The organism is Sporosarcina sp. FSL W7-1349 (genome assembly GCF_038003045.1).
Classification (GTDB): domain Bacteria; phylum Bacillota; class Bacilli; order Bacillales_A; family Planococcaceae; genus Sporosarcina.
Genome location: NZ_JBBOOK010000001.1, coordinates 1747083 through 1770950, shown reverse-complemented (window position 1 = coordinate 1770950; position 23868 = coordinate 1747083). Strand labels below are relative to the sequence as shown.

Genomic DNA, 23868 nt, shown 5'->3' with positions numbered 1-23868 from the left:
GGCAAAATCCGAACAATTTCTAGATACATGATCAATGTGGGGACACGGGAAATGGAATCCCGACTTGTGACTACTTATAAACCACCTTCCATTTGTCCAAGCTGTTTGATATCAACGATGGTTGGTGAGGTACATCATGAAAACATCTGCTACCTTTAGCATTCTACATCTTATCCTTCTTTCGATGACCGCCATCGGATTGAAGAATCATGTGACGATCCTGCCTCCATTGCTCATCGGGGCGGGGCGAGATGGATGGGCGTCTGTCTTGCTGTCGGCTTTGGCAGCTCTACCATGGGGAGTGTTACTGATTTACATTGTCAATCGATCCAACCAAGCCTCGATGAGGGATTGGCTAACCGAGCAGCTTGGCCGAACTGCTTCAAAAATCGTCGTGTACGTCCTCATCTTCAGTCTTTTATTCCTTGCTGCCGTGACGATGCGGGAAACGTTGCAGTGGGTGAATACAACATTTTTACCAGAAACCCCGATTTTACCTTTGTTGATCCTGTATACGATTGTTTGCATCAGTCTTTCTGTCACGAACATTCAAACCATTATCATCTTAAATGCTATCGTGCTGTTCGGTGTCAATGTGTTGGGCTTCTTCGTTGCATTTACCAATATCCAGGTGAAGGAGTATGAGCTGCTGCTCCCTCTTTTTGAACATGGGGTGCAGCCTATTCTGAGAGGAATGGTCTACCCAGCGTCGGGATTCATCGAAATCCTTATTCTTTTCCTGTTTCTCCGCCATCGTCTTGACAGTCGTCCTCGGTATGTCCATTTCTTCATAATTCTCTTCATACTAACGGTGCTGACATTAGGTCCGTTAATTGGCGCGATTACTGAATTTGGTCCAGATGAGGCGGCCAAACAGCGCTATCCCGCCTATGAAGAATGGGGATTGGTTACGCTCGGCCGTTTCATCGAGCATTTAGATTTTTTATCGATATATCAATGGTTGACAGGTGCACTCGTCAGAGTGAGCGTTTTTCTTTTTATCATTGCCGACTTTTTACAAATCACTCGTCAGCCGGTGAAAATCTGGCAGCGTATCGCACCCGCCTTTTTCTTTGGCTGCCTGGCGTTGTTTTTGATTGATGATCATACGTTCATTGACTACCAAAAGAAGTATTTCATGCCATTTACACTAATCTTCTTTTTCGCTCTTTCTTTGTTCCTTGGGATTGTTGCATACATTTCAGGAAAATCGACTAGGAGGGGTACGTTTGGAAAGAGAACAGGCGAGGATGAGACATGAAGCAGAATAACGACGCCTTGAATGGGGACAGATTACGGCAATTATTTTCCAAATCTGCAGATGTCCGATTTCAAGAATTCACCTTTAGTGGTAAGACGGTTCTTTTTGTCACGTGTGAGGCGATGATCGATGAACATCTTTTATACGACGTTGTAGTGGAACGGGTGCGAGTCTGTATGGATTCCCTTGGGGAGGAGCCGATTGGGGAAGCAGAGATTGAAGCGTTGCCAATCCCTTCCTTGCAGAAAGTTGTCGAGGCGGCCGAAGCCCTTTCGGCTGTTTATACCGGGCAGGCCCTGTTGTATTTTGAGGAGCAGGAAGCCCTGTATTCGAGCAATATTGCCAAAAAGCCGAATCGGACACCGGAAGAGACGAACACGGAAGCGCTTATTAAAGGGCCACGGGATAATTTCATTGAGGATGTAGCAACTAATATTGCACTGATCCGGAAACGGCTGCCGACTAATTCGCTTTGCGTGGAAAAATTCGAATTGGGGGAGCGGACCAAAACGACAGTCGCCCTTCTGTACTTTGATGACATTGCCAATCCTCAAATCCGGGATGGGATTGTCCAGAAATTAAAAGCCATCGATACGGATATCGTCTATAGCGGCAATATCCTCATGGAACGAATTGACAAACGGTCCAAGTTGATTCCGAATCATGATTATACAGGACGGCCGGATTATGCGGTCCAGTCTTTGGCACGAGGACGCTTTGTTATTCTCATTGACGGTGTTGCCTATGGAGTCATCATCCCGATCAATTTGTTCCTGCTGTTCAAAACAGGAGAAGATAACGAGTATACGATGGTGTTCAGTTCATTCGAACGGCTTGTACGGGTGGCGAGCCTTTTGATCGGTTTGCTCCTGCCGGCATTTTGGCTCGCCCTGACGACATTTCACCAAAATCAGTTGCCACTTTTGTTTTTAGCGACCGTCATCCAGTCGCGGACAGGCTTGCCGCTTCCATCCGCGCTGGAGATGATCCTCATGGTCATCGTCTTCGAGTTGTTCCGGGAAGCCGGTTTGCGCCTGCCTGCTGCCATCGGTTCTACTATCAGTGTAGTTGGGGGGTTGATTATTGGAGATGCGGCGATTCGTGCGGGCGTGACAAGCCCTGCGATGATTGTCGTCATTGCGACCTCTACTATCGCAACATTTACACTCGTTAATCAATCTCTTGTGGCCGCAATTAGTATTTTACGAATATTTTTCATACTGGTAACTGCGTTTTTTGGGCTATTCGGCTTTTTCATGTCGATGTTCTTAACGCTTATCTATTTAGCAAATCTCCGATCGTTTGGTGTTCCTTATTTGAATATCGCAGAGCAGATCAACTGGTCGACTATTAAAAAGACGATCATGCGCCCTTCTCCTCGAGACTATGCAAAACGCCCGGAGATGCTTAATCCAAAAGACCAAACGAGGATGAAGAATGATGAAAAATAAAATCTTATGCGCAGTCGGTCTTCTATTGCTCGCTTTCCTTTCAGGATGTTGGAGTAATAACGAGCCGGAACGGATGTTATACGTGCATGGATTGGGTGTCGACTTTGAAGATGGGGAATATAAAGTATATGTGCAGATCATCAATTTCAGGAATGTGGCAAAATCTGAACAGCCTACTTCGGAGAGCAATCAGGCCGAGGTGGGTTTTGCAGCCGGAAAAACAGTGAGCGAAGCCATAATTAAGTTGTACCATTCGGCGGATGAAAAAGTGTACTGGGGGCATTTAACGTTCATCGTCCTTTCGAAAAACGTTTTAGATAACGGGAGGTTGAACTCCGTAATTGATGGATTCGTCCGGTATCGGGATACAAGATACCGGGTATGGCTGTACAGCACGGAAGATCCGGTGAAAGATATTTTGCTGACGATTCCCATTATCAATACCGCCATTACATTATCGACATTGGGGGATCCGTCCAATTCCTACGAGCAGGAGTCTTTTATCGAACCTGTTAATATGCGCAGAATGATCATTCAGATGGACGAGCCGAGTTACGAAGCGGTTATCCCGTACATCACCATAACACGGAATTGGGAAACGGTGGAGGGAAAGGATCCCATCGCAAAGCTTCAAGGGGTCGGTGTCGTGACGCCCAAAGAGTTTAAAGGATTCATCAGTGGAGAAAAGGCAGACGGCCTGCAATGGATGAACAAGGAGACAAAGCGGGGAGAGGTGACGATTCATCTGGACGGGGGAGAGGAAGATTATATAACAGTCATTCTCGAAAAACTGAAAGTGGACATCCGGCCGGTTACGGAAGGGGACACTGTGAAATTCGACATTGACGTGAAGATGACTGGGGGCATTGGTCTCCTTCACCGAAGCACCAATTACGATACAGTGAAAAAGAAAACGGAAGAAAAGATAGCCGATGATATCAAAAAAACTTACCGAGAAGCGCTCGACCGGGATATTGACATCTATCGTCTTTCGGAAGTGCTATATCGAAAAAATAACAAAGAATGGAAACGACTGCAGCAAAATGGAAAAGTTGAATTATCAGAGGACTCCATACGGTCCCTGAACGTGCAGGTGAACGTCAAATCGGGAAGGAAACAGTTGAAGGAAACAATTCAATAAGGAAATCGTATACGTTGAAGTGTCGTTCATCTTTCAAAATCTATCTCATTCAAATAGTTCCTGTCCACCTCATCTTTCTGTACAATAGAAAGAAAGGTTGGCAGGATTTTTTTGGGGTGACAGGCACCAATACAATTCAGACACTATTCGGAATTGTTCGGGATTTGACTTGGTGACTGTCACCTCTACAAAGAAGGGGGACGACGCTTTGTCATTGCGTTTTATTACCGGACGGTCGGGTTCTGGGAAGACGACGTTCATCGAGAGGGAGATCGCGGCGGAGCTGGCGGAGCGGCCGATTGGGGCGCCTATCATTGTCATCGTGCCCGACCAGATGTCCTTTTCCATGGAGCATAGCTTGTCGGTCGATTTCGGATTGAACGGGATTATACGAGCGCAAGTGCTGACGTTCAAGCGGCTCGCGTGGCGCGTGCTGCAGGAGACGGGCGGAATTGCACGCAAGGAAGTGGATGGCTTCGGCTATCGGATGCTCGTGCGCAGCGTTCTCGAAGAAAATCAGGATGAGTTCAAACTGTTCCGCCAGGCGGCGAATAAGCGCGGATTTACGGAAATGATCGGCGATTTGCTTAAGGAGTTCAGCCGCTACAGCTTGGATCATGCGAAGTTGCAGGAACTCCGCACAACGCTGTCCGGGCAGGAGGCGCCGCGGACTTTGCTCGATAAAGCGGATGATTTGTCCATTTTGCTGACGAAGATCGAGGACAAGCTCGGGACCGCTTACATCGATAGCGAAGGTCATTTGGCATTGCTCGCTTCGCAAATCAAACATTCCGACCTGCTTCGGGAGGCGGATATCTATATTGATGGGTTCGAAAATTTCCCGACCCGGGAATATGAAATCATCACCGAGCTGATGAAAGTGGCCAATCGGGTGACGGTCGCGCTGCCGATGGAAGGGGCAGATTCCGGGTTCGGCGATCATGAACTGTTTTACACGCCGGTCCGCACTTCATTCCGCTTGCGGGAGATTGCGCGGACGGAGTCGGTAGAAGTGGAAGACGATGTCTATATGGCGAAGGGGCAGCGGTTTAAAAGTGCCGACCTGCGCCATTTCGAGGCGGAATTCGACCATTATCCGGCACAGGTAAAAGAGGCGGAAGGCCATGTCCGCATTATCGAAGCGGCCGATCGCCGTGCCGAAATCCATGCCGTGGCACGGGCGGTCCGTGAGCGGGCCCGGGCCGGCAAGCGATATAAGGAAATCGCCATCTTGTATCGGCAGCCGGAAAAGTACGATGAGCTGATCGGGACGATTTTTCCCCAATACGATATCCCGGTGTTCATTAGCCGGAAAAAACCGATGCTGCACCATCCGCTCATCGAGTTCTCGCGTTCCGTCTTGGAGGCGGTAATTGCGGGCTGGTCGTATGAATCGGTCTTCCGCGCGGTGAAGACGGACCTCTTTTTCCCGCATAATGAAGAGAAGATCCTCTGGCGGGAGCGAGCGGATCGTTTGGAAAATTTCGTGTTGGCACGAGGAATTTACGGTTCCCGCTGGTTTGATGATACGCGTTGGCGGGTGAAGAAGTACCGGGGGCTTGAACTCCATACGGATGTACAAACCGATGAAGAGCGGGCGCTGGAACAGGAGTTGCATTTGGTCCGGGATGTCATCCGGGAACCGCTCGCTTCGTTCGAGGCTCGGCTAAAGCGTTCCCGAAATGGCCGGGATGTGGCGGAAGCGCTGTTTTTATTCATGGAAAAGCTTCATGTGTATGATAAGATCCTCGACCTTCGGATGGAAGAGGAGGAGGCGGGGCGGCTGCTCGGCGCGACGGAGCATGAGCAGGCGTGGAATAATTGGATCCATGTGCTGGACCAGTTCGTGCTCATGTTCGGCGATCGGGAGATGGATCCGGCGGAAGCGGCGCGCATCTTGGATGAAGGCTTCGATACGCTCGAGTTCTCCAGGATCCCGCCGTCCCTTGATCAAGTGACCGTGACGACGCTGGAAGTTTCCGCTTTGATGGAAATTTGCACGGTGTTCGTCATCGGGGTCAATGATGGGGTGCTGCCAAAGCGGATCGACAATGAAGGGCTCCTCTCCGATGCCGACCGGGAATGGTTCATGCAGGCGGGATTCGACATTGCCCCGACTTCGAAGATGAAATTGATGGATGAGACATTCATGGCGTATCGTGCCCTCACTGCGGCCAAGGAGGAACTGGTAGTGTCGTATCCGATTGCGGATGAAGAAGGGAAGGCGCTCATCCCGTCGCTTTACATTTCGAGGATCCAGCAATTGCTGCCGGGCACACCGTTGGAAGTTATCGTAAACGATCCTTCCGAACTGCCGCTGGAGGCGAATCAGTTCGACTATATCAGCCATCCGCGGGCTGCGCTCCCTTACGCGACCATTAAGGCGAAGGAGGCATTTCACTCCGAGGTTTTTGATGCGGAATGGCGGGCCGTTATGGCGTATTACGAAGAAGATCCGCTCTGGTCTTCCGTTCTGCGGCATATTATCCGCCCGATGAAGGAAGGCAAGGCGACGGAACGGCTCCGGCCGGAATTGACCGCGGGATTGTACGGCGAATCGTTCGTTTCCAGCGTGTCGAGGGTCGAGTCGTATTACAGCTGTCCGTTCCAGCATTACGCTTCCTATGGACTGCGTCTGGAAGAGCGGACGGAGTTCACATTGGAAGCCCCGGCAATCGGGGATCTGTTCCACGCTGCATTGAAATGGGTGTCCGACGAAGTGATGCGGCTCTCTAAATCATGGAGCGGGCTGTCGAGGGAGGAATGTTGGCGATTGGCGCGGGAAGCGGTCGACGATATTACGCCTTATTTCTTCAATCGGATTTTATTGTCGACACATCGCTATCAATATATCAAACGGAAGCTCATGCAAATTCTCCAACGTACGATCTATTCCCTAAGCCATCAGGCAAAGGCGACGGTGTTTAAGCCGGTCGCCATCGAAGCGGCATTCGGGCCGGGGGAGGAGTTGCCGCCGCTTGAAATCCCGCTTCGCCGGGGAAACACGATGAAACTCCGCGGAAGGATTGACCGGGTGGATGCGACGGAAATCGGCGGGAAAGAGTATGTGCGGATTATCGATTACAAATCATCCGCGCATTCCCTTGATCTTGCGGAAGTGTATTATGGATTATCCTTGCAGATGCTGACGTATTTGGACGTGGCACTGGAAAACGCGGACGAATGGCTCGGCATCCAAGCCCATCCGGCAGGCGTGCTCTATATGCATGTCCATAATCCGATGATCCGTCCAGATATGGAATTGACCGCCGAACAGCTCGACGCGGAAATCCGCAAGTCTTATAAGATGAGGGGTTACTTGCTCGAACATTCGGAAGTCGTTACAGGAATGGATGCGGATATTGGCCGTTCCTCGGCGATTGTCCCGGCGGCGCTCAAAAAGGATGGCGGCTTTACAGCAGCTTCGAAAGTGCTGGCGGCGGACGATTTGGACATGATGCGGTCATTCGTCCGGTCCCGCCACCGGAAAGCGGGCGATGCGATGCTCGCGGGAGATACACGGGTGTTCCCGTACAAACTGCGCGAAAAGATGCCATGCCAGTTTTGCTCGTATCGTTCCGTGTGCCAGTTCGATCCAACCGATCCGGACGAGAAATACCGGCCGTACGCAGAGTTGGCACCCGATATTACGTTGGAGAAAATGCGGAAGGAGGTGGCGGAGGATGAACATACCAGTGAAACCTGAAGGCGTGACGTTCACGGATGCCCAGTGGAAAGCGATCTGGGCATCGGGGAAGGACATCCTCGTTTCTGCTGCAGCCGGGTCGGGAAAAACGAAAGTGCTCATCACCCGGATGATTGAAAAGGTGTTGAATGAAAGCGATCCGACAGACGTTGATCAGTTGCTTGTCGTGACGTTCACAAACGCCTCCGCAGCGGAAATGCGCCACCGGATGGCGAAGGCGCTGGAGGAAGCGATTGCGGCGAGGCCGGATTCTGCCCATTTACGGAGGCAATTGAATTTATTGAATAAAGCCCAGATCTCCACATTGCACTCGTTTTGCCTGAATGTCGTGCGTCAGTATGCGTATTTGCTCGATATCGACCCGGGCTTTCGCATCGCGGACAGCACGGAAGCGGCACTTTTACGGGACGACACGATCGGGGAAGTGCTGGAAGAGGCGTATGGCGCGGAAAACCCGGATGCGATGTATCGCCTGGCGGACAGTTTCACATCGGACCGGAACGACCAGGCGATCGAGACGCTGATCGACCGGCTGTATGATTACTCGCGCGTCCATCCGTCACCGGAAGCATGGCTCCGCCGGATTCCGGAACAATATGAAATCGGCGGCATCGGTTCCGTTGATGAGCTGGATTTCATCCAACCGTTGAAGACTTCGATCCGTCATACGCTGGAGGAGGCTGCTGCGCTTGCGGAGGAGATGCGCCGCATCGCATTGTTGCCGGACGGCCCGGAACCGCTCGCAGCGACGGCAGAAGCTGATCTCCTATGGATCAACGAAGCGATCCGCCGGTTGAATGAAACGACGTGGGAAGAAACGTACGAGTTCTTCGCGACGTTGAAATGGGTGACGGCGGGCCGCATTAAGAAAGATTCCTGCGATGAGGAATTGGCGAAGCGGGCGAAGAAGCTTCGCGATGATGTGAAGAAGATGATGAACATTGTGAAGGATAGCTATTTTACACGGACGCCTGCTCGGTTATTGGAGGAAATCCGTTTGATGGCTCCCGCAATGCACACGCTCATCGATCTTGTCATTGATTTCGGACGGCGCTATGAGCGGGTGAAGCTCGATCGCGGCATCGTCGATTTCTCGGATCTTGAGCATTACGCATTGCGCATTTTATCCGAAGAGAGGGATGGGAAATTATATCCGTCCGCCATCTCGCAGGATTATCGGAATCGATTTAAGGAAGTGCTTGTTGACGAGTACCAGGACGTGAATAGATTGCAAGAGACGATCATCCAGTTGGTGAAGCGTGCCGGAGAGTCCGATGGCAATTTGTTCATGGTCGGCGACGTCAAGCAGTCCATTTACCGGTTCCGTTTGGCTGAGCCGATGCTATTTCTTGGGAAATATAATCGGTTTACTGAGGACGATGGCGATGAAGGCCTAAAGATTGATTTGAACGCGAACTTCCGGAGCCGGGAAGAAGTACTGGATGCGACAAATTTCGTCTTTCACCAAGTGATGGGGGAGCGGGTCGGCGAGATCGAATATGATGAGGCTGCCGCCTTGAAATATGGAGCCCAGTATCCGGAAAAGAGCGTTCCGACTCAGCTGTCGCTTCTTTACGCAGACGAAGAAGAGGACGATGATGAGGCTGAGGACGCGACGGAACTGGCGGGCCAAAGTTTGAAGAGTTCACAGGCCGAAGCGCGATATATGATCCGAAAAATACGGCAGCTGATGGCTTCCGGAGCGGAAGTGACAGATGCGTTCACCGAAGAGCGGCGACCGCTTGAGTATCGGGACATCGTCATTCTCATGCGCTCGATGACGTGGTCAGGTGAAATAGCGGAAGAGTTCAAGTTGGCGGGGATTCCCGTTTACACCGAACTGAAGCGTGGCTATTTCGACGCACTTGAAGTGATGATCATGCTGAACACATTGCGCGTCATCGACAATCCGTATCAGGACATTCCGCTCGCCTCCGTGCTGCGCGCCCCGTTTGTCGGGCTGACGGAGAACGAGTTGGCGCAAATCCGGCTGGCCAAAAAAAGTGTTCCTTTCTATGAAGCGCTCCAGACGTTCATTTCAATGGGCGGGTCGGGGGTGGCTCCGGAAACGCAGTTGAAGTTGCAGCGGTTCTTTGTCCAGTTCGAGGATTGGCGTAATCTGGCACGTCGCGGATCATTGTCCGAACTCATTTGGCAAGTGTATTCCGATACGCATTATTATGAGATGGTCGGCGCGATGCCGAACGGGAAACAACGCCAAGCGAATCTTCGCGCGCTGCATGACCGGGCTATCGATTATGAAAAGACGTCGTTCCGTGGATTGTTCCGCTTTTTGCGTTTTGTCGACCGGATGAGGCGGCGGGGGGATGATCTCGGAGCGGCCCGATCGCTGAGCGAGAAAGAGAACGTCGTCCGGATGATGACGATCCATTCTTCGAAAGGGCTGGAATTCCCGTATGTATTCATCGCGGGGGCCGGCCGGCAGTTCAATAAGATGGATTTCAATGAAACGTATTTATTCGACCAGCATTTCGGGCTCGCGGTGAAGGCGATCGATCCGGACAACCGGATCACGTATACATCGTTGCCGTATCTTGCGATGAAGGAGAAGAAGGAGCTGGAAATGCGCGCGGAGGAGATGCGCGTCCTGTACGTGGCGATGACACGCGCGAAGGAGCAGTTGGAAATTGTCGCTTCGGTAAAAGATATCGAAAAAGCGATTGTGAAATGGCAGGATGCCCAACTTGTGAACCCTGCGGAACGATTGCCGGAATATGTTCGATCCCGCGCCAATGGCTACCTCGACTGGATCGGGCCGGCCGTCGCGAGGCATTCCGCTTTCGAAAAGTTCGGCGTAATCCAAGGTGGAGAGCTGCTGGACGATCATTCGAAATGGGAAATCGATGCGCAGCCGGTCTCTTCATTCTTAGAGGAATTGGAATCTTCATCTGCCGAAACGGCAGCAGATACGGCACTGTTGGAGCCGATTCAGGTGGATGATGTCGCTTTGGCGGAAGTACACCGTCGGTTCGATTGGACCTATCCGCATTTGGCTTCGGTGTCCAAACGCTCCAAACAGACGGTAAGCGACGTGAAACGGCTCGCCATCCTGGAGCAGCAAACCGATGAAGATGATCCATTCACCGTCGAGGAAGATGAAGTGGGCACGCCGTACTTACATGACCGGCCGGAATTCATGCAGTCCCGCGCTTTGTCGGCTGCCGAAATCGGAACCGCGATGCACACGATTATGCAGCAGATTCCGCTTGAGCAGACCGTCACCATCCGTATGGTCGAAGAAGTTATTTCGGAACTGGTGGAGTGTCAATTGCTGACGATGGAGGAGGCCAATGCAGTGGATGCGAGTTCGGTCGCCCACTTTTTCACGACTCCTCTTGCTAAGCGGCTCCAGTCGGCAAACCGATTGTTCCGTGAATTGCCGTTTACGTACGCGTATGACGGGCAGGATGGGGACCGCCAGATTTTGCAAGGGATTGTGGACTGTCTTTTTGAAGAGAAAGACGGCTGGGTGCTTTTGGATTACAAAACGGACCGGGTCCGCGGACGATTCCGGACGGCGGAGGAAGCTGATGCTGAGATGCAGCGGCGCTATGGCATCCAGTTGAATTTATACCGGCAAGCGCTGGGAGAGATTTTGCACATACCTATTAAGGAAATGGTCCTGTATCTATTTGATGGAGAGAGGACCGTACCTATTCAGGAGGAATGATTTTGAAAGTAGAACCGACAGCCCTCGGGAATCGGATCGAAGCGTTGGACCTCATGCGGGGGTTTGCGCTGTTCGGGATTTTCATTGCCAATATGTTGTTTTTCCATACGCCGATTTTGTATATCGACCCGTATAGCTGGTTCAGTACGCCTTCGGATGAAGTGACATATAAAGGGATCGCGATTTTCATCCAAGGAAGTTTTTATCCGATTTTCGCCATCATGTTCGGGTATGGGCTGAATATGCAATTTGAGAAAGCGGTCGACAGCGGATCTCCGTTCGCTCGGGTATTGTCCCGACGGCTCGGCCTGTTGCTCGTATTTGGCCTGATTCACGGCCTGTTGATCTGGGCGGGGGATATTTTATTGTCCTACGCAGCGATGGGGTTCGTGCTTTTATTATTCATCCGGCTGCGGACAAAGTGGCTGCTGCCGATTGCATTTATCCTATACGCGTTGCCGATGGGCGGACTTCTTGCGTTGTTGAAGCTTGCAGAAAAATTGGATCCGGTATCGGTGGATCCGTCGTTCGTCGATATCCATCAAGTGGAATTATCCATTTCCGCATATGCTCATGGAAATTTTATGGATATCATGGCGCAAAGGTTCCATGACTGGCTCCAAGTCGGCTTGATGAGCGGCGTTTTGCTCGGATTATTCATGATCTTGCCGCTAATGATATTGGGTACCGTTTTGTCGAAATGGAAGCTATTTGAACGGGCAGGGGAACTAAAACGTTGGCTAGCGATGGGGGCAATCCTTTTTATTCCTACTGGCATTTGGCTGAAGTCTTTTCCGTTCCAATACGGAACTTCGGCTTCCAATCAATTTATTCAAGAGGCGTTCGGCGGTGTGATTCTCGCGTTGGGCTATATCGCGATCTTCTTGCTGTTGGCGCAAATCCGGCTGTTCCGGTCGATTTTCCGTCCGGTCGCCAAAGCGGGGCGGATGTCGTTGACGACGTATATTACCCAATCCATCGTAGCGACACTCATTTTTTACTCCTATGGATTCGGGCTTTACGGCAAGGTGGATCTCGAAACAGGGACATGGATTGCGGGCGGCATCTTTGTCATCCAAGTGATTTTTGCGGAAATCTGGTTGTCCAAATTCCGCATGGGTCCGCTCGAGTGGATATGGCGAAGAGGGACATACGGAAAAAAAATGTCGGATTGAGAAGAGAAATCCGGGGAAATGTTGTAACATGGAAGATAGGCTAAGGCTGGCAGAATGATAGAGCGCCAGCCAGTGCGGTAATTGATTTTGAGAAGGGATGGATAAAAAAGATGAAACTATTGTCGTTCCGTTACGAGAACAGGACTTCATTCGGTCCGAAAGTGAAAAAGGAAGATGCGGTGTGGGACGTGCTTGCCATTGCGGAAGCATACGGCGAAGCCGATTTTCCACAGACAATCACGGAAGGAGTGGCGGCTGGCCTCGATTTCGTGGAGAAGGTGAGACAGCTCGTGGAACGGGCGCGGGAAGATGAAAACCCGGAGCAATTCAAATATGCCTTCACAGACATCGAATGGCTGTCCCCGATTCCGAGAACCCCGAAAAATATTTTATGTGTCGGCAAGAACTATGCCGATCATGCGGCGGAAATGGGCTCAGATACGCCACCTGAAAAAGTGGTTGTCTTCACGAAATCACCAACGACGATCGCCGCGGACGAACAAAACTTGCCGATCCACAACGACGTAACGGATAGCTTGGACTATGAAGGAGAACTAGCGGTAGTCATCAGCAAAAAAGGGAAACAAATTCCGCGTCAGCTAGCATACGATTATGTCTTCGGCTACACGATCGCCAATGACGTGACAGCGCGAAATGTGCAGGAGGACCATCAACAATATTTCCTTGGCAAGAGTTTGGAAGGGTCCTGCCCGCTCGGCCCATATTTGGTGACAAAGGATGAGTTGCCGGATCCGCATAATCTATCCATCGTGACGAAAGTGAATGATGATGTGCGGCAGAACAGTAATACGTCGAAGATGATCTTCAAGATCGATGAATTGATTGCGGAAATTTCCCGTTATGTGACGCTGGAGCCAGGCGATGTCATTTTGACAGGCACGCCAGCAGGAGTTGGGAAAGGCATGACGCCGCCGACCTTCCTAAAAAAGGGTGACACGGTGAAAATCTCCGTTGAAGGGATCGGCACGCTCGTCAACCGGTTTAATTAATAGCTGGATGGACAGCGGGGAAGCCCATATTCTTTTATTTGGATTCCCCGTTATGATACCATTATTATGTATGAATAATGAATGAGGTGACGAGTTTGGACGCATTATCGAGCACGACTCATTTCCATGTGTTCACATGGGTGGTCGGCATCATTTTGTTCCTCGTGGCCGCCGTCATGGCGAACGGGACAAAAGGCAAGAAAATCACGCATATGATTGCAAGGCTGTTCTATGTACTAATTGTAATTTCCGGCGCATTGCTATTCTTCAAGTATTCTAGCGCGAATGCCGCGCTATACGGCGTCAAATTCTTGCTCGGTCTGTTGACGATCGGCATGATGGAAATGGTGCTGGTCCGCGGGGAGAAAGGGAAAAAGACGGGCATGTTCTGGATCTTGTTCTTCGTTTTCCTCCTGGCAACGATGTTTATCGGATTCTACCTTCCGGTTGGAGTTTCGTGGTTCGCTAACTTATAAACAGACGGATTGGAGAGGATATGGACAATGGGACCGATCGCATTTGGGATCATTTTGTTATTAATGGCGCTATTCGCCATATCTGTCTTCATTACGTACCGAAGAATGAGAGCCCCCGATGAGTTTGATGATTGACCGGACAACCCGCCAGCTGCGTGCTGGCGGGTTTTTACTTATGGGGCGGGAAACTGTAATGGCTCGGACGAACTGAAAGGGCGCTAGCTCGAACCGTAAGGACAATCTGGGAAACTGTCATGGGTCGGTTGAACTGTCATGGCAATTGGGCGAACTGTAAGGGCGCTGCCTCGAACTGTAAGGACAAGTGGTGAAACTGTCATGGGTCGGTTGAACTGTCATGGCAAATGGGCGAACTGTAAGGGCGGTACCTCAAACTGTAAGGACAACCTGGGAAACTGTCATGGCTCGGGCGAACTGTCATGGCAATTGGACGAACTGTAAGGGCGCTGCCTTGAACTGTAAGGACAACTGATGAAACTGTCATGGCGCGGTTGAACTGTCATGGCAAATGGGCGAACTGTAAGGGCGGTACCTCAAACTGTAAGGACAACCTGGGAAACTGTCATGGCTCGGGCGAACTGTCATGGCAATTGGACGAACTGTAAGGGCGCTGCCTCGAACTGTAAGGACAAGTGGTGAAACTGTCATGGCGCGGTTGAACTGTCATGGCAAATGGGCGAACTGTAAGGGCGGTACCTCAAACTGTCAGGACAACCTGGGAAACTGTTATGGCTCGGGCGAACTGTCATGGCAATTGGACGAACTGTAAGGGCGCTGCCTTGAACTGTAAGGACAATCTAGGAAACTGTCATGCCCCGCATCGACACCCCCTCTCCCATTTTCACAAAATCGACCTATTTCCAGCGCTAACCATCCAAATTGTATTGAAAGAATAGCGGGAAGGGGAGGCGTTTGGTAAAATAACGAGGGATAGTTTGTTGCGAGGAGGCAATTTTGTTGAAAGTGAATCGATGGTTCGGACTGCTAACAGTAGTGCTGCTCTCAGTATCGCTTGCTTTTCCGTCGCTTGCGGGGGCGGAAAAGACGCGCACGATAGCGGATGAAAGTATATATGACCTGCTGGTGGACCGTTTCAATAATGCCAATGGACAAAATGATTTGGATGCAAATACCCAGGATCCGCAGGCCTTTAACGGTGGCGATTTTGTTGGGGTCGTGGACCGTCTGCAACATATTTTGGATATGGGGTTCACCGTCATCTCCCTTGGCCCGGTTTTCGAAACGGCTACATATGATGGAAATGAAGTGCTGGATTACGTCAAACTCGATCCTCATTTTGGAACTGCGGAAGAGTTCAACTCGATGATTGAGGCAGTTCATGCTAAAGATCTGAAAGTCATTGCGGATTTTCCAATGAATGGAGTAAGTGCCAATCACGTGTGGGCGAATGAACTGGCCACACTTCCGGCTGCAGACGGAACGATGGATTGGGATTATGCCGATCCGGCTGTCCGGCAATCAATCCAGGATGCCATTGTCGGATTTCTTAATACCTATGATCTGGACGGCATCCGCCTGACGAAAATCGCCGGAATGGATACGGCCTATTTGAATGAATTGATCGCAGCCATCAAAGAGGAGAATTCGGATGCTTATGTTCTGGCCAATGAAGAAACGGACGCCGGATTTGATTTGGCGCCGAATACGGAGGAAATGAATGTCCTCCGTACATCCTTTGTTTCGTTCGATGCGGATACGTCACCACTCGGTATCTTTACGAATGAACATCGGGATCAGCTCATTCAACTGGATGATCTGACAGGTCCGCGTTATACGTATGACATTGTGGAAGCGCGTATGTTTCCGCCAACCCGCTGGAAATTGGCGGCTGCCGCATTATTCACCATGCCCGGTGTTCCGCTAATGCCTTATGGAACGGAAATTGCGGTGAATGGGGGTCAAGCGCCGGACATCCATCCGCTCATGAATTTCAAGACGGATATGGAGTTGAAGGATTATGTCGCAGATCTCAACAGCTTGCGCAATCAATCCGAAACGCTTCGGACCGGGGAATTTGAAATGCTGCATAATGAAGAAGGATTCATCGTCTACAAACTCTCGTCACCGGACGAAACGTGGATTGTCGCCTTAAACAATTCGGCGAAAACGGCCAATACGGCCATTTCGGCGGACGTGATTGGGGAGAATAAAGTTCTGCGCGGCTTGCTAGACGGAGATTTGATCCGTGAATCGGATGATGAAATGTTCCGGGTCGTCTTGGAACGAGAAATGGCGGAAATTTATATTGCGAGCGAAGATAAAGGATTCAACACCCCTTATTTGATCGCTTCCATTCTTGTATACGTCCTCTTCCTTGGTTTCCTGTTCTCGGTATGGCGAAAAGGGAGACAGAAGAAAAAAGAAGAAGGATCACGAAAATAAAATGGACTCCCCGCATGTCGATGGTGGCGTGCGGGGAGTTTTTGTGTGGATTTTCAGGACGTATCAGCGGTTGTGCCGAAGTATCAGCAGTCTCGCAAAGTTATCAGCGGTTGTGCAGAAGTATCAGCAGTTCCGCAAAGTTATCAGCGGTTGTGCCGAAGTATCAGCAGTTCCGCAAAGTTATCAGCGGTTGTGCCGAAGTATCAGCAGTCCGACGAAGTTATCGGCGGTTGTGTAGAAGTATCAGCAGTTCGGCATAGTTATCAGCGGTTGTGCCGAAGTATCAGCAGTCCCACGGAGTTATCAGCGGTTGTGTAGAAGTATCAGCAGTCCGATGAAGTTATCAGCGGTTGTGTAGAAGTATCAGCAGTCCGATGAAGTTATCAGCGGTTGTGTAGAAGTATCGGCAGTCCAACAAAGTTATCAGCGGTTGTGTAGAAGTATCGGCAGTCCGACAAAGTTATCAGCGGTTGTGCAGAAGTATCAGCAGTCTCGCAAAGTTATCAGCGGTTGTGTAGAAGTATCAGCAGTCCGACGAAGTTATCAGCGGTTGTGCAGAAGTATCAGCAGTCCCACGGAGTTATCAGCGGTTGTGTAGAAGTATCAGCAGTCCGACGAAGTTATCAGCGGTTGTGTAGAAGTATCGGCAGTCCGACGAAGTTATCAGCGGTTGTGCAGAAGTATCAGCAGTCGCACGAAGTTATCAGCGGTTGTGTAGAAGTATCGGCAGTCCGACAAAGTTATCAGCGGTTGTGCAGAAGTATCAGCAGTCTCACGGAGTTATCAGCGGTTGTGCAGAAGTACCAGCAGTCCCACGGAGTTATCAGCGGTTGTGTAGAAGTATCAGCAGTCCACCCAAGTTATCAGCGTGCAGCCCCCTCCATAAGATTTCATTCAAAAAAATCGCCCCACCGAGCGAGGCGGGGCGGCGGCTGATTAATCTGCCTTGTACCCAATCATGTTGACAGGGTCTTTTGGCGAAGAATAGGCAGGGGAGTAGCACAGCTCTAAAGCCGCGAGGTCGTCGACGGTCAGCTTACCCAAAATGGCGGTGGCGATGACGTCAATCCGCTTGTCGACTCCTTTGCTGCCGACTGCCTGGGCGCCGAGGATTCGGCGGGTTTCCCGATCGTAATGGACGCGCAGGTGAATCCAGCCATGGTCGAAGTAGTAGCCGGCGTTCGTACCGCCCTCGTAGACGGAAGTGGCAAAGGCCATGCCTTCGTCTTCCAGACTTTTGGCGGAATGGCCAGTCATCCCCGCCGTCAGAGAGAATAATTTCGTGATGGACGTCCCTAGGAAACCGTTGATCTCGAGTGGTTCCCCGGCGAGATGCTGGGCGGCGATATAAGATTCCCGGTGTGCATGCCAGGACAGCATGACCGTCCTCGGCTTGCCGGTGAACCAGTCGGTGCCTTCCGCCGCGTCGCCGACGACGTAAATATCCGGATCCGAACTTTGCATATATTGGTTGGTCGCAATGGCCTTTGTCGGACCGATTGCCAGCCCGGCCTCTTCCGCTAACTTTGTATCGAGTTCGATCCCAATTGTTGCGGCAAGAAAATCGACTTCCAACGTGGCTCCGCTTGTGAGGATCAACCGTTTTCCCTCAACCCGCTCGATTTCTTCTTCCTGATAAAGCGTGATCCCATTTTCCTGCATTTCCCTTTCGAGCCTCTCCGAAATTTCCGGGTCCAGCACGTCCATCACCCGATCGCCCCGCATGATGACGGATGTCTCGATTCCACGATGGACGAAGTTTTCCGCCAGTTCGATGCCGATGAACCCACCGCCGATGACGGCACAGGACTTCGGTTTTTTACGTGAGATGAAATTCAGAATCTCTTCCATTTGTCCATAGCTCTTCAATGTGAATAAAGGCAGCTCCCCGACATCCAACTTGGGGACCCGCGCCTGGCCGCCCGGGGACAGGATGAGCTTGTCATACGGTTCATGGAATGTGACCCCCGTAGTCATATTGCGGACGAAGACGATTTTCGCTTTCCGGTCGATGGACAGCACATCGTGCTCCAAGCGCACAACGACATCCCGCTTCTGGCCGAATTTCTCGGGGGACGGCCCGGCTATTTTTGATTTATCTTCAATCAACCCGCCAATGACATAGGGCATGCCGCATGTCCCATACCCGAATACAGGGTCCCGTCCGAACAGGGTGATATCCGAATCCGGCAATGCCCGTCTGATCTGGGAAGCGGCTGTCGAACCTCCCGCAATGCCTCCTATAATGACAATTTTCATGAGTGGGGTCCTCCTTTGTCAGTTTTCCGGCAGTTTATTCAAGAAAAATACGGCGATTGTTCCGGGACCGGCATGGGCGCCGACCGCAGACCCGATCATATGGATTTCGATGGACTTCGGGTGGAACTTCTCTTCGATGGTCGCCTTCACTTCATTGGCCATCGCCTCATCGTCTCCGTGGCTAATTGCCACGAGTTGTTTGTCTAGTCCGGTACCGCGCTCTGCGATAAGATCGACCATCCGGCGCAGCACTTTCTTGCGACCGCGGTGTTTTTCGATCGGTACAAGTTTGCCCCCTTCGACATGCAGGAGCGGCTTGATGTTCAATAATCCTCCGATGAACGCGCTCGCCTTTGAAACCCGGCCGCCTTTCGCCAAATAATCCAAGTCTTCCACGGTGAAGAGGTGTTCCATATGATTCGCCATGAACCGGATTTTCCGTTCGATCGTCCGGACGTCATCCCCGGCATCCCGTAAGCGGACCGCTTCTTTAACAAGAAGGCCGTATCCAAGGGAGGCGCATTTGGAGTCGATGATAACGAGGTTCATATTCGGATTGGTCGCCTTCACTTGGTCTTTCATCATGACGGCGGTATCATGGGTTCCGGATAATTCGGAGGAGAAGGCGATATAGATGCCGTCTTCGCCCGTTGCTGCGAACTCTTTCCACGTAGCGAGCAGCAGTTCCGGCGATGCTTGGGAAGTCTTCGGATGTTGACCTTCGCGGATCGCTTTATACACTTCTTTGGAATCAACGGAGACGATGTCGTCAAATTCCTGGTCGTTGACGAGAACACGCAACGGAATCAGGGTCACATCGTTTTCCTCGAAAAATGTTTTAGGTAAATCACAGGCGCTGTCAGCAAAAATTCTCATTCCCATTCCTCCCGATTGTTATTTAAGGTAGTTGCAGCCGTTCCTGTAAAATATGGGCGATGCCGTCTTCATTATTCGTCAATGTCACTTCGTCTGCGATCGTTTTCAAACGGTCGATCGCATTGCCCATGGCGACGCCGACTCCGGCATAGTCGATCATTTCGAGATCATTGTCCTCATCGCCGAACGCGATGATCCGGTCGCGTGGAATATCCATCCATTTCGCGACGTGCGAGATGCCGACCGCTTTGTTCAATCCGTGGCGCACGATTTCGATGACATCGAATGGGGCGCCCCACCGGCGATGGTCGATGACTTCTGCGTGGACCTCGGCAAGATGTCGACGGATTGGATCGACATCCTTGGAGTCCGCTTGGATGAGCAAACTCGTCGGTTCGACGCGTAAATATTTACGGATGTCGCCTGCTGTTATGCGAGGATCCCCGAAGCCGAAAATGTTAAGCAGCTTCTCATCATGGCGCTGCATATAGACGTCATCCAGCACTTCTGCCACAATATTTTGGAATGAAAAATCCTGCATGGCATCGATGACATCATTGACGACGGGAAGTGAGATCGTTTCATGGACCGGCTTCCACGACAAGTCACCCGGTCGGTGTACATAGGCACCGTTGAAATTGACGATCGGGGTGTGCAACCCAAGTTGCTTGTAATAAACTTCACTTGCACGATACGGGCGGCCGGTTGCAATCATGACCTGATGCCCGTTTTCTTCTGCTTTTTTCAAAGTGTTTGCTGTTTTTTCAGGGATGGTTTTTTCATCGGTGAGAAGTGTTCCATCCAAGTCGAGGACGATCAAATGCGGTTTCAAGAAAACTCCTCCTTTACAACTTCAGTCTATCGTTTCCCCGTATAATAAGTCAAAAAAACCCGATAGCCTTCTTTTCATTTTGTTTTATCTTTATTCAGCAAAGTTATTTGTGCCGAAAGCGGAGCGGCAGGCACAGAAGACTCCCACCTCTATAAGTGGTAAGATGAATGCGGTTTAATCTCCTGTTCAGCGGGTGTTCAAACTGCCGCTGAATAAAGATAAAGCCTCCGGCGGATGTCACGGATTTTTAAGGGGAGCTTTTCGAGCAAGCTCGAAAAAATCCGGACGCAATCACGCCGAGGCGTGATTGATTAGAAAAACTTTGGTACGCTCTTTTATATAGGAAAGGAAGGGGATGTCGGCGTGATTGTAACGGATGAAGAATGGGGAAATGTCCCTTTATTGCATATAGTGGAAAAAGAGTTGGAGACTCCGGATATGCCGGTCATGATCTTCCTGCATGGCTTTACAAGTGCGAAGGAACATAATTTGCACTACGCGTACCAGATGGCTAAAAGAGGGTTGCGAGTCTTGTTGCCGGATGCACATCTCCACGGCGTCCGGGCAGAGGATTTAGACGAAGTGCAACTGAGTTTGCGTTTTTGGGAAATTGTGTTGACGTCGCTTGAAGAAGTGGGCGTCTTGAAGGACGAATTGGCGAACCGGGGTCTGCCTGCTGCGAAGGTCGGGCTTGGAGGGACTTCCATGGGAGGGATCACGACATTGGGTTGCCTCACGCTCTATGATTGGATTGACGCGGCAGCGGTCATGATGGGTGCCCCGAATTACGTCCAACTGGCGAAGGCACAAATGGCCCAGTTCGAAAGGGGCGGCTTTAAACTGCCAATTACGGATGAGGAGCGGCGTAATTTGCTCGATACACTGGCTCGGTTCGATTTGACGAAGCATCGGCCGGCGCTGGCGAAACGTCCGATCTTTTTCTGGCATGGCCGGAATGATACGACTGTCCCTTATGAGCCGACGTTCAATTTCTACAATGCGGTGAAATCGGATTACGCGGATCATCCGGAGGATTTTGAATTCATGACAGATGAAACGGCGGGCCATGCCGTTTCCAGACCGGGGATGCTGCACGCCGCGGAATGGATGGCCTTCTATTTGAAGGGTCGGCCCTGACTCTGGTATGATGAGAGTATTATCGGATTGGAAGGGGTATGAAAATGGATCAGGACATGAAAGACAGCATCATGGGCGTTTTGGAAAACGTGATCGACCCGGAGTTGGGAGTCGATATTGTCAATCTGGGACTTGTCTATGACGCAGAGCTCGACGAAGCCGGAAAAGCGATTGTTACGATGACACTTACCTCGATGGGCTGTCCGATGGGCCCGCAAATCGTTGCCAATATTAAACAGGAATTGATGGAGTTGCCTGAAGTGAAAGATGTCGACGTCAACATCGTATGGAATCCGCCTTGGTCGCGTGATATGATGTCGCGTTACGCTAAAATGGCACTCGGAGTTCGCTAATCCAGTCCGCCTTGACTTTGAATTATGTTTTTACGATTCAAATCTGTGACATCTTTATTGGTATTCAGCGGTTATCTGGACGCCGGCTGAATAAGAGATAAGACCGAATTCATCTCACTACCTGCAAAGGTGGGAGTTTTTATCTGAATAAAGATAAAGCAATGGAAATCGCCGTCAAGAATCGTTGATGGCGATTTTTCTCTACATGGAAGTGGGGAGGGAACCGATGCAGACAGTCAAGCAGATTATGCGTCATATGGAATCGTTGGAAACAATGAAGGATTTCCGGAATGAAACCTTACGTATCTTCGACCGATATTTCGGATTGGAACGGTCCATTTTCTGGCTATGCGGGAAGGGTGGCGTAATCTATGACCCGGTCGTTCATAATATTAAGCCGGTTGTCCTGAAGAGTTACGTAGATTATGTGGAGGATGATTTTCTGCTGCCTGCCCGAGTGCAGGCCAAGCTTGATAAGGCAAGAGTGCTCCGATTGGAGGATGTCGTAACGGAGTCCGATTACGAGAGAAGTGCGTTCTATCAGGAGTTCATGGAACCGAACGGAAACTATCATGAAATGGGCGTCTATTTAGTATCGGGCAATCAGCTTGTCGGCGGTATTTCATTTACAGCAGGCAGGCGCAACCCGTTCGAGAATGAAGTGATCCTTGAGAGTGTCGAAGTGATTTCCTATTATGTATCGATGAAACTGCAAACGTTTTTACAGAGGGACCCGTTGGAACGACTTGTTCTGACTCCGGCTGAGAAGAAGGTCTGCCAGCTTTTGCAGAAAGGGTATACGAACCAAGAAATCGCCGATGTCCTATATGTCACCATCCATACCGTGAAAAAGCATTTACAAAATATATACGACAAAAACAATCTCGCCAACCGCACCGAACTGGTCGCGAGGCTTTATGAACGGAAACAGGCCCCCTGACAATGGTGGGGGCCTGCGTTTCTTTGTGTACATATCTTGCTATTTTTCCTAGGATACCCGGCGTAGAACCGTCAATCCTTCCCACCTATCAATCAAGAATACAATTCCACTTTCTTCTCATACTTTTTCAACTCGTCCGGTGTTTTCGGGTGAGGGAAGGAGAGATTTTTATAGACATCCGCGTTTTCAATGCCTGCCTGGTAGCATTCGTCGACGTTGCAACCGGCTTCTTTAAATTCTTTCAACATTTTCAGGAAGCCGAACATTCCGCAGGAACCCGCCTCTCTCACGCGCCGTACTTCATCCAGATTCAAGCTGACGAAAGTGAAGGATTCCGCAACACCAAGCTGTTCGATGATGCGTCCTTCCGGATCGACGACGACGGAGTCGCCCATGCCGATCGGTGATGGCTGGCCGACGCTGACGACGAAACATTGGTTTTCAATCGCCCGTGTGATGGCAACGGGCGTATGGTTGCGCAATCCACCGATCCATTCTCCTTGGAGAGTCGGTTTGATGATAACTTCCGCCCCTTTCAAGGCGAGGTTCCGCATCGCTTCCGGATAATGGCCGTCCGCACAGATGACGAAACCGATCTTGCCAATATTCGGGATTTCGAATACCGGGAATTCTTTGCCCGGATGGGAAGGTTCCAATGGATACGGGATGAACACTTTCCGATACTTCAACTCGATTTCACCTTCGGGGGAAATTAAAATAGCAGTATTGTACACATTGCCGTCGTCCCCTAATTCGAAATAGGACCCGGGTGCAATCCACTTCTTCACTTCCTTCGCCTTCTCCGTAAGCGCTTTCGTGGAAGGACCGCCTGGAATTGGTTCGGCCATTTGCCGCCAGTTGATCGGCTCGATGCCATTCAAGCAAAGTTCCGGGAAAGCGATCAGATCGACTGTCGGGTTCATGAAGGTGACTTGGTCGATATACGCCATCATCGCCTCCAGATTTTCTTTCTTCTTTTGCTCCGGATCCGGATGTCCGCTCGGCGAAGCCATTTGGATAATTGCCATGTTCAAGTAAGTCATTTATTCCAACCCCTTTCTTTAATTAATTCAAATTATACTGAACATTCATAGCGAATCCATTACTCGAAAGAATAATCTTTTGGGTCGGTTTATGGA

General features: G+C 50.6%; 18 protein-coding genes. 14 read left to right on the top strand and 4 right to left on the bottom strand.

Going from position 1 to position 23868, the window contains the following annotated elements:
* Positions 1-136: 136 nt before the first annotated feature.
* The 11 genes from MKY41_RS08750 to MKY41_RS08700 all read left to right on the top strand — a co-directional run bounded on the left by MKY41_RS08750 (position 137) and on the right by MKY41_RS08700 (position 16332).
* Positions 137-1261: a GerAB/ArcD/ProY family transporter gene (locus MKY41_RS08750; RefSeq protein ID WP_041073627.1), complete on the top strand. Its 1125-nt coding sequence runs from the start codon at positions 137-139 to the stop codon at positions 1259-1261.
* Positions 1258-2712 carry a spore germination protein gene (locus MKY41_RS08745; RefSeq protein ID WP_052483954.1) on the top strand — a complete coding sequence of 485 codons (1455 nt, stop codon included), beginning with the start codon at positions 1258-1260 and terminating at the stop codon, positions 2710-2712. Before MKY41_RS08750 ends, MKY41_RS08745 begins: the two co-directional genes overlap by 4 nt.
* Positions 2702-3853: a Ger(x)C family spore germination protein gene (locus MKY41_RS08740; protein ID WP_340744657.1), complete on the top strand. Its 1152-nt coding sequence runs from the start codon at positions 2702-2704 to the stop codon at positions 3851-3853. The genes MKY41_RS08745 and MKY41_RS08740 overlap by 11 nt, the downstream gene beginning before the upstream one ends.
* Positions 3854-4061: 208 nt before the next feature.
* Positions 4062-7559, top strand: coding sequence for a helicase-exonuclease AddAB subunit AddB (gene addB, locus MKY41_RS08735; protein ID WP_340744656.1), 3498 nt, complete (start codon positions 4062-4064; stop codon positions 7557-7559).
* On the top strand, positions 7537-11250 hold the full coding sequence (gene addA, locus MKY41_RS08730) for a helicase-exonuclease AddAB subunit AddA (RefSeq protein ID WP_340744655.1): 3714 nt from the start codon (positions 7537-7539) through the stop codon (positions 11248-11250). Before addB ends, addA begins: the two co-directional genes overlap by 23 nt.
* Entirely contained in the window at positions 11247-12425 is a 1179-nt protein-coding gene (locus MKY41_RS08725) for a DUF418 domain-containing protein (protein ID WP_340744654.1), read from the top strand. The genes addA and MKY41_RS08725 overlap by 4 nt, the downstream gene beginning before the upstream one ends.
* A 110-nt stretch (positions 12426-12535) precedes the next feature.
* Positions 12536-13435: a fumarylacetoacetate hydrolase family protein gene (locus MKY41_RS08720; RefSeq protein ID WP_340744653.1), complete on the top strand. Its 900-nt coding sequence runs from the start codon at positions 12536-12538 to the stop codon at positions 13433-13435.
* A gap of 77 nt (positions 13436-13512) precedes the next feature.
* A complete protein-coding gene (locus MKY41_RS08715) occupies positions 13513-13911 on the top strand; it encodes a YisL family protein (protein WP_445683304.1) in 399 nt (132 codons plus the stop codon).
* A gap of 273 nt (positions 13912-14184) precedes the next feature.
* On the top strand, positions 14185-14370 hold the full coding sequence (locus MKY41_RS08710) for a hypothetical protein (RefSeq protein WP_340744651.1): 186 nt from the start codon (positions 14185-14187) through the stop codon (positions 14368-14370).
* A gap of 142 nt (positions 14371-14512) precedes the next feature.
* A complete protein-coding gene (locus MKY41_RS08705) occupies positions 14513-14698 on the top strand; it encodes a hypothetical protein (RefSeq protein ID WP_340744650.1) in 186 nt (61 codons plus the stop codon).
* Between the two features lie 194 nt (positions 14699-14892).
* Positions 14893-16332 (top strand): alpha-amylase family glycosyl hydrolase, encoded by a 1440-nt coding sequence (locus MKY41_RS08700; protein WP_340745666.1) that lies wholly within the window; start codon positions 14893-14895, stop codon positions 16330-16332.
* 936 nt (positions 16333-17268) lie between these two features.
* Here MKY41_RS08700 and MKY41_RS08695 read toward each other — a convergent pair.
* The 3 genes from MKY41_RS08695 to MKY41_RS08685 are packed head-to-tail and all read right to left on the bottom strand — an operon-like array spanning position 17269 to position 20299.
* Entirely contained in the window at positions 17269-18591 is a 1323-nt protein-coding gene (locus MKY41_RS08695; RefSeq protein WP_340744649.1) for an FAD-dependent oxidoreductase, read from the bottom strand.
* Positions 18592-18609: 18 nt separating this feature from the next.
* Entirely contained in the window at positions 18610-19467 is an 858-nt protein-coding gene (locus tag MKY41_RS08690) for a DegV family protein (RefSeq protein ID WP_340744648.1), read from the bottom strand.
* A gap of 22 nt (positions 19468-19489) precedes the next feature.
* Positions 19490-20299, bottom strand: coding sequence for a Cof-type HAD-IIB family hydrolase (locus tag MKY41_RS08685; RefSeq protein WP_340744647.1), 810 nt, complete (start codon positions 20297-20299; stop codon positions 19490-19492).
* 363 nt (positions 20300-20662) lie between these two features.
* On the opposite strand from MKY41_RS08685, the gene MKY41_RS08680 reads away from it, so the two are divergent.
* From MKY41_RS08680 to MKY41_RS08670, 3 genes are all read left to right on the top strand, one after another.
* Entirely contained in the window at positions 20663-21436 is a 774-nt protein-coding gene (locus MKY41_RS08680; protein ID WP_340744646.1) for a prolyl oligopeptidase family serine peptidase, read from the top strand.
* Positions 21437-21480: 44 nt separating this feature from the next.
* On the top strand, positions 21481-21789 hold the full coding sequence (locus tag MKY41_RS08675; RefSeq protein WP_041073647.1) for a metal-sulfur cluster assembly factor: 309 nt from the start codon (positions 21481-21483) through the stop codon (positions 21787-21789).
* A gap of 226 nt (positions 21790-22015) precedes the next feature.
* Positions 22016-22729 carry a helix-turn-helix transcriptional regulator gene (locus tag MKY41_RS08670; protein WP_340744645.1) on the top strand — a complete coding sequence of 238 codons (714 nt, stop codon included), beginning with the start codon at positions 22016-22018 and terminating at the stop codon, positions 22727-22729.
* 92 nt (positions 22730-22821) lie between these two features.
* Here the strand turns inward: MKY41_RS08670 and MKY41_RS08665 are convergent, their stop codons facing one another.
* Positions 22822-23772 carry a carbon-nitrogen hydrolase family protein gene (locus MKY41_RS08665; RefSeq protein WP_340744644.1) on the bottom strand — a complete coding sequence of 317 codons (951 nt, stop codon included), beginning with the start codon at positions 23770-23772 and terminating at the stop codon, positions 22822-22824.
* Between the last annotated feature and the right edge of the window lie 96 nt (positions 23773-23868).